The organism is Rhizobium leguminosarum bv. viciae USDA 2370 (assembly GCF_002008365.1).
In the GTDB taxonomy this organism is placed as follows: domain Bacteria; phylum Pseudomonadota; class Alphaproteobacteria; order Rhizobiales; family Rhizobiaceae; genus Rhizobium; species Rhizobium leguminosarum.
In genome coordinates, this window is record NZ_MRDL01000007.1 from 302848 (window position 1) to 309036 (window position 6189).

General features: G+C 61.8%; 15 protein-coding genes. 11 read left to right on the top strand and 4 right to left on the bottom strand.

Features of this window, described 5'->3' with window-relative positions; translation table 11 throughout:
• Nucleotides 1–114: 114 nt before the first annotated feature.
• A complete protein-coding gene (locus BS629_RS04420; protein ID WP_018240992.1) occupies nt 115–354 on the top strand; it encodes a DUF982 domain-containing protein in 240 nt (79 codons plus the stop codon).
• 26 nt (nt 355–380) lie between these two features.
• Here BS629_RS04420 and BS629_RS04425 read toward each other — a convergent pair whose 3' ends face one another.
• From BS629_RS04425 to BS629_RS04435, 3 genes are read right to left on the bottom strand one after another with little or no spacing between them, the layout of a single operon-like run.
• Nucleotides 381–605 (bottom strand): hypothetical protein, encoded by a 225-nt coding sequence (locus BS629_RS04425; RefSeq protein WP_018240993.1) that lies wholly within the window; start codon nt 603–605, stop codon nt 381–383.
• Entirely contained in the window at nt 602–841 is a 240-nt protein-coding gene (locus BS629_RS04430; protein ID WP_018240994.1) for a hypothetical protein, read from the bottom strand. Before BS629_RS04430 ends, BS629_RS04425 begins: the two co-directional genes overlap by 4 nt.
• A gap of 10 nt (nt 842–851) precedes the next feature.
• A complete protein-coding gene (locus tag BS629_RS04435; protein ID WP_018240995.1) occupies nt 852–1115 on the bottom strand; it encodes a hypothetical protein in 264 nt (87 codons plus the stop codon).
• Between the two features lie 453 nt (nt 1116–1568).
• On the opposite strand from BS629_RS04435, the gene BS629_RS04440 reads away from it, so the two are divergent.
• Nucleotides 1569–1787: a hypothetical protein gene (locus BS629_RS04440; RefSeq protein ID WP_018240996.1), complete on the top strand. Its 219-nt coding sequence runs from the start codon at nt 1569–1571 to the stop codon at nt 1785–1787.
• Between the two features lie 205 nt (nt 1788–1992).
• Here BS629_RS04440 and BS629_RS04445 read toward each other — a convergent pair whose 3' ends face one another.
• A complete protein-coding gene (locus BS629_RS04445; RefSeq protein WP_018240997.1) occupies nt 1993–2640 on the bottom strand; it encodes a LexA family transcriptional regulator in 648 nt (215 codons plus the stop codon).
• A gap of 142 nt (nt 2641–2782) precedes the next feature.
• Here BS629_RS04445 and BS629_RS04450 point away from each other — a divergent pair, with 142 nt between their 5' ends.
• The 9 genes from BS629_RS04450 (at nt 2783) to BS629_RS04490 (ending at nt 6010) form a co-directional block, all read left to right on the top strand.
• Nucleotides 2783–2974, top strand: coding sequence for a hypothetical protein (locus tag BS629_RS04450; protein ID WP_018240998.1), 192 nt, complete (start codon nt 2783–2785; stop codon nt 2972–2974).
• On the top strand, nt 2971–3165 hold the full coding sequence (locus tag BS629_RS04455) for a hypothetical protein (RefSeq protein WP_018240999.1): 195 nt from the start codon (nt 2971–2973) through the stop codon (nt 3163–3165). The genes BS629_RS04450 and BS629_RS04455 overlap by 4 nt, the downstream gene beginning before the upstream one ends.
• Before the next feature lie 215 nt (nt 3166–3380).
• Nucleotides 3381–3659: a DNA-directed RNA polymerase sigma-70 factor gene (locus BS629_RS04460; protein WP_018241000.1), complete on the top strand. Its 279-nt coding sequence runs from the start codon at nt 3381–3383 to the stop codon at nt 3657–3659.
• Nucleotides 3660–3691: 32 nt separating this feature from the next.
• Nucleotides 3692–4057, top strand: a complete 366-nt coding sequence (locus BS629_RS04465; RefSeq protein WP_026188296.1) for a hypothetical protein — start codon at nt 3692–3694, stop codon at nt 4055–4057.
• Nucleotides 4023–4418, top strand: a complete 396-nt coding sequence (locus BS629_RS04470) for a hypothetical protein (protein WP_018241002.1) — start codon at nt 4023–4025, stop codon at nt 4416–4418. Before BS629_RS04465 ends, BS629_RS04470 begins: the two co-directional genes overlap by 35 nt.
• Nucleotides 4415–4714 carry a GcrA family cell cycle regulator gene (locus tag BS629_RS04475; protein WP_018241003.1) on the top strand — a complete coding sequence of 100 codons (300 nt, stop codon included), beginning with the start codon at nt 4415–4417 and terminating at the stop codon, nt 4712–4714. Before BS629_RS04470 ends, BS629_RS04475 begins: the two co-directional genes overlap by 4 nt.
• Nucleotides 4711–4908 carry a response regulator transcription factor gene (locus BS629_RS04480; RefSeq protein ID WP_018241004.1) on the top strand — a complete coding sequence of 66 codons (198 nt, stop codon included), beginning with the start codon at nt 4711–4713 and terminating at the stop codon, nt 4906–4908. The genes BS629_RS04475 and BS629_RS04480 overlap by 4 nt, the downstream gene beginning before the upstream one ends.
• 13 nt (nt 4909–4921) lie before the next feature.
• Nucleotides 4922–5515: a hypothetical protein gene (locus BS629_RS04485; RefSeq protein WP_018241005.1), complete on the top strand. Its 594-nt coding sequence runs from the start codon at nt 4922–4924 to the stop codon at nt 5513–5515.
• Between the two features lie 138 nt (nt 5516–5653).
• On the top strand, nt 5654–6010 hold the full coding sequence (locus tag BS629_RS04490) for a hypothetical protein (RefSeq protein ID WP_018241006.1): 357 nt from the start codon (nt 5654–5656) through the stop codon (nt 6008–6010).
• Nucleotides 6011–6189: the final 179 nt, after the last annotated feature.

The window sequence follows — 6189 nt, forward strand, 5'->3', positions numbered from 1 at the left end:
GCAGACGGAGGACATCGGGCTCGGCGCCCGGTTGGCAAACGAAGAATCACCTCAACCGGAACGAGTCTCGAAGTGATTCGTTGAGTCGGATGTCCAGCGTGAGGGGGCTGCATCATGAGCAGGCGACGAAGCTTCAAGCCGGTGAAAATCACCATCAATGGCAAGACAAGAACGGTCTATAATGTCGTTCAGGCGGGCAATACCTTGCTGAACGATTGGCCCGAGCAGACGCCGGCGGCGAAGGCCGCCGAACGTCTTGTGCTCGATGTGTTCAATGATGCGGCCGGGCCGGAGCAGGTGCGCCGCGCATTCATCACCGCGGCCAAGGCGAGCGACATCAAGTTCAGCTCCTGATCGGTGATATCTGGAACAGCCTTGGCTCACTTCCATGACACCTGTTCCTGATGGCTGAGATCCTGGTCCTTGAACTGTGTCTCCATCCAGGCGGCCGTAATGATTGCCGCGAGGAAGCCGAAGGTGAGGCAGGCGATGGCCTGGGTCCGCCACGAGACGAAGGTGACCGGCGCCGGGGTGACGGGCTTTTCGGCGCATTCGCCGGGCGGGCAGGCGCAGCCGGAAAAGGCCTTGATGAGGCAATCGCTCATGCTGCACCGCCTTTCATCGTGTCGATGGCGGCGAGGATCTTCTGGTGAAGCGGGCAGCCGTGATCGTCGCTGCCATCGAAAAAGCGTTCGGCCTCCACCAGTGCTTTCAGGAGATCGGGTGGTCCTACCGTGAAGCGGGCCTTGGCGCGGGTCTTTTCGGTTGCTCCGGCCCGTAGCGCGGCAGCAAGGGAAGGGCTCTCGGTCGACGACTCTGGTGTGGGATTGGCGGCAGACATCTCCGGTCCCTCAGGCGTAAAGCTGATCGGTATCGGTGATGCCCATGATCTCGCGGGCATAGCGGTAATGCTCCTCGACGCCGGCCGCAGCACCACGCAGCCAGGACGGGCCGCGGATCGCGTGTTCGGGACGGCGGAGGTACGCAAAGCCGAGGGCGCCCATGCGCTGGGCTTCGTTCGCCATATAGGCGCGGCAGTCGTGGGTCGTGCGCGCCGCATTCCAGCGGGCATCCCGCTTGCTTTCCTCGGTCTCGATATTGCGAATGTGCTGCATCGCCTGTCCTCTCGCGCCTCTGATCGGCTTGTGAGATAAAGGTATATATTATACCCTATTGCGTCAACGGTAAAAGGTATAAAAAATACCTCTTGGATTGACGAGGTACGAATCATAGGCGTATGCCTGCATCAAGTGATTGGGCGACCGGGTGCAACTCCCGAGCTGACGAAGCCCAGCGGCGCGGGAAGCGAAAGTCCTTAAGTGCGCTGTCAGAAAATCAGGACGAGGGCGAAGCGAATGGCCCCTCTGGCACGTGTCCCATCCCGGCTCCGGCCTTCAGGACTTGGCCAATGCTCTCCCGGCTTCATGGGCTTTGCTCATGGGGTAGGGGGAAGCTTTGGCCGGAACCCTCCCTCACCAGCCTTCAGGAACCTTCTCCTCCTAAGCTGAAGAGAGAGGAATGAGAACTGAAGTTGGAGTATGATGTTAGGAGAAAAAAGGAGGCCGGCGATGCGCAGCGAAATCGAAATCACCGACGAAGTGATCGAGGCGGGTCTGGATGCGATCACCGAATTCTACGATCCGTGGGAGGAGAAGCTGCCGAAGGACATGTTCCCCGCAGCCATTCGTTCCATCCTGGTGGCGGTGTCGAGAGTGGTGCGCGAACGGCATCCTGAGCTGCCGCAATTTGTGGTTTCAGAGGATGAATCCTCCCGATACCCCTCGTGATCCCGGCTGGGGATCGGCGAGCTTCGGAGCGAAATCCTACAGGCCGTACATCTCGCGCGCGGCGCTATACGCCAGGAGCAGCACCGCTATCGTGACGATATAGAACCAGATTCTGCCGGCGCGTGAGGAAGGGCGTATCATCCTGTTTTCCCTACTGAAATATGATTGATTCGCGGCACTATTTCCGAGCCTTGGACGCTCATCCCTACATCTCGATGATCGATCGGCGGACGCGGCCGACGATGGTGACGGCGCCCTGGAATTCCGGTGGCGGCACGTCCTCGTAGGACGCCGGCTGGAAGGGCGGATTGTCGTTCGGGCGATAGCGCTTGTAGGTCGCGGCCCCCGTTTCGTCGGCGACGACATAGAGCGCGTTCGGCGCCAGGCGCTTGTCACGCAGATTGACGAAGATGATCGAGCCCGGCGGCGAGATCTTGTTCATCGAATTGCCTTCGACCTCGAGTGCGATCCATTCGCCATCGGGAAGATCGAGGGCGGCGACCGTCGGGAATTCCGAGAAGTCGGTGATCGGCGCCTGCTCGCTCAGCTGGCCGGCGCTGACCCAGGAGATCTTCGGGATATCGGCGACGGAGACCGGCAGCTCATCCGGATCGAGCGCGTTGCCGGTGCCGAACTGCAGCCAGTTGAGATTGACCTTGAAAGCGCGGGCATACTTCTTCGCATCGGCAATGCCGAAGCCGTTGCGGCCGGACTCATGCGCCTTGTAGACATTCGCATTCCAGGCGAACCGATCGACGATCGCCTTCGGCCCGGCAAAGCCAGCATTCTTCCTGGCCATGACGAGGCGCTTTGCGCGTTCTTCGCGTTCAAATTGTTCCTGCTCTTTCAACATGATATAAAAAATACCCTAAATTAAGGTACATGTCATGCCCTAATGTGCTTGACATATCGGGTATTAATTGTACCCTAATCGCCATGACACAGAGCGACATCATCAACAACGGACAAGCTTTCCGGGATGGGGAGACGGCACCATGAGGTTCACCATCTCCTCGGAAGAGAAGCTCGCCATGGACGTCATGCCGACCGGCGTCGTCATACACCGGCCGCAAGGCCCAAGGGGAGGGCGGATGTCGGTGATCCCAGTTCGCAACGAGGATATCCCCTTCCTCGCCAAGGCCCTGCAGCAGGTGCTGAACGCCAACCGGGAGGTGGAGTCGCTATGACCTTCTCCCCGAAAACCACCGCCCGCTACACCGGCTGCCCGAATTGCGGCAAGGCGCTGTCGATCGCCGAGGTGATCGAGCGCCACTGCGAGAATTGCGATCGGCCGACGCGCCCGGAAGAGATCAGCGAGACGATGATCCCGCCCGGCGCTCCGCCGATCACCAACCCCGATAGCCCAGCCCCTCCCTGACGGCTATCGGTGGCTGGCGTCGTCGCTCCTCCCTCGGCGACGCCAGCTCCCGGGCGCACTCGCGCCCGAAACCCAGGCGGCGGCCTGGCAGACGACCGGAGCCTTTGCTCCCAGAGCCGGCGCTCCGGTCGTCACCCCTGAAAAATCAAAGACGTTGTTGGCACCCGCTTCGGCGGCAATGGCGGACCGCGTTCGCGGGAAAGAAGGATCAAGCGATGAGCTTCCAGCCCAAGGCCGCCCCGGCGCAGCAAGGCGCTCACATGAACGCGCTCGAGCTCTTCCGCTCCGGCCGGGACTATATCGAAATCGCTGCCATTCTCGGCACGTCGGTGCCGTCGGTGGAAACCGAGATCCACAGGCTTCGAAGCGCCGAGAAGGGCGACACCGCCCACGCGGAGCATGCCGGCTCGGAGATCCGCCGGTTGCCCCGCCGCCCCCTCAAGCCGGGCACGCCGGTGAATTTTGCCGGCGGGCGGCGGAGGCCGCGGGTTTGAGGAGGCCATCTCAAGCGCGAAAGGGACATCGCATGGGTAAGGACACAATGAGCCAGGAGATCATGGACATCCTCAGCCCGGTGCTGGGGGAGGAGCTCGCGGCAGCGATCATCGAGCATCGCAAGCGCACGCTGAAGAAGCCGCTGACGGTCTATGCCGCCAGGATGCAGGCCAGGGAATATCTGCTGACCGGCGACCCGGTCGGTGCCGCCGAGATGCAGATCTTCCGCGGCTGGCAGGCAATCAAATGCGACTGGTACCTCAAGGAGAAGGCGAGGGAAGCCGGGTCGATCAACAGCAGTACGAGAAGGACGACAGTCGATGCCGCAAGAGATTTCCTCTCCGGTGAAGATCATCGCTGGGATGCTTTCGGGTTTCCCGGCATCCGCAGGCACTGATCCCGACATGCAGATCCGCGCCTATCTCGTCGCCATCGACGGCATCCCGCTGGAGGCGGTCTGGCAGGCCGCCAAACTCTTCATTTCAGGAAAGGTGAGGGATCATAACCGCGCCTTCGCCCCGAGCTCAGCCAGTTTCGCCGAGCAATGCCGCCATCAGCAGGCGGCGATCGAGGCCGAGAGCCGCCCGCGCATGGAAGCCGAACCCGAGACGCCGCAGCCAAAGGTCACAGCCTACAAGATGCAGCTGCTGCGCGACGCGGCGAACGGTAGCCGCAGCGCCAAGCGGGAGCTGGCGAGGATGTTTCCCGACAACCCGATCATTGCAAGGGCCGCACGACACGAGGAGGCATTGAGATGACCATCACCTTTTGGACGGAAGACAAGATCGTCAAGGCGGAAAAGCTCTGGAAGGAAGGGCTGTCGGCGAGAGAGATCGCCAACCTCTTCGGCTCGAAGAAGAACACCGTCATCAACATGGCGCACCGCAACCGCGACAGGTTCCCCTCAAGGCAGGATACCTGGCATCCGCAGCCGAAGGCGGGCCCGCCCGTCCAGCCGATCCGCCACCCCGATCGGGTGACGCGGGTGACGATGTCGGGCGCGCATGTGACGATGCCGCGCGTGCCCAGCATCGATGGGCCTGCAGAGCCATGAGCAACGTCACCCCACGCGAAACCGAAATCATCCGCTGGATGGCGGCGGGCAAGACGGCCGCCGAGATCGGCACCATTCTCGGCATCTCCCACATCACCGTGAACACGCACATTGCCAACGCCAAGGCGCGGCTCGGCGTCTTCAAGGATACGGCGCTGGTCGCCGCCGCACTCAGAAACGGCATCATTCGATAGAAGGACAATCAGCATGGGCGGCAAAGCCACCAAGGTGAAGACAGGGCGGGTCAACAAGGGCGCCGGCCGGCCGCGCAAGGAGAATGTCGAGCGTTTTCCCTGCGGCAAGATCAAGCCCTTCGAAACCGAGAAGCAGAATATCAGCGTGGCGATCGCAGCCCGCCGTCGCATCCACGGCTTTGACAGGACGGTGGCCGACGAGACGGTCAAGAGCCCGTTTGCCGGCTACACCCTCGGCCGCATGTTTCTCGACGGCCTGATCACTTCAGAACAGCGCCAGGCCGGCGACGACTACGCCGAGGCAATCGCCCGCTACCACAAGACCACAGGCATCCCGGCCCCGAGTCCGAGGGCGCAAACGCTCTTTACCGTCAAAGGCCATGAAGGCGAGGTCACCGACACCCTCGCCGACCGCGCCCGCAAGGCCAGCAACCGCATGATGGCGCTGCAGGGCATCCTGCTGCGCTGCCCTGATGGACCGCAGGTCAGGAGCACGGTCTATAACGTCACGGTGATGGATTACGAACATCTGCGCCAGATGCCGCCGCAGCAGCTGTTGTGGCTGCGCAGGGGGTTGACGGCGTTGCGAGGGGCGCGGGGTGGGTGATGGAGTGGTGCAATGCCTGTGGGCGGCTTCCAAACCTATACGAAGCAGCTTCGGCTTTGCCGAGCCCGACATATGGAAGGCAGGGACTTTTTGCGCTAACCCTTCGGCTACGCTTCGCTTCTGCTGTAGGATTTGCGAATGAACGACCTCGACCTGTCGCCGGAATTTTACGTCGAATTTTCTCGCGGGGGAGGCTCTGATTCCGGCGGCATCTACCATGTCACACGGCACAAAGACGGTGCTCGGTTCTCCGCGCAGGTCGCACGGTTTTTCATCACTGACCCCAGGATTCCTGCGGAGGGCGTTTTCCCCCACAAGAGGCTCGATTGTTTCGTAATCGATAAAGGCCGGGTTCCCAAGCCCGAGCGGCTTGCCGGGATGTTGTTTGAAGCCCTGAAAAAACACGGCGCTATCGACGAGCCCGCATGGCTGCAATGGTATGTTGCCGAGGAGCGCGGTGGTAAACCGCACGGCAACGTCCTCGACTTCGAATGACGCGATACAGCGACGGACGCGGAATTCGCCCACATCCCGTCCGCCAGCGCTGTTCTTGCCGCAGAGCTCACCCCACCCTCCGTCTTCCTCGGGCTTGACCCCATAGGCGCTAACTTAGTTGTCGATGTGCGATGGCTCGTCGCCTTCGCGGTGGCTCGCGCAGTCGATGGAGCAGCCGG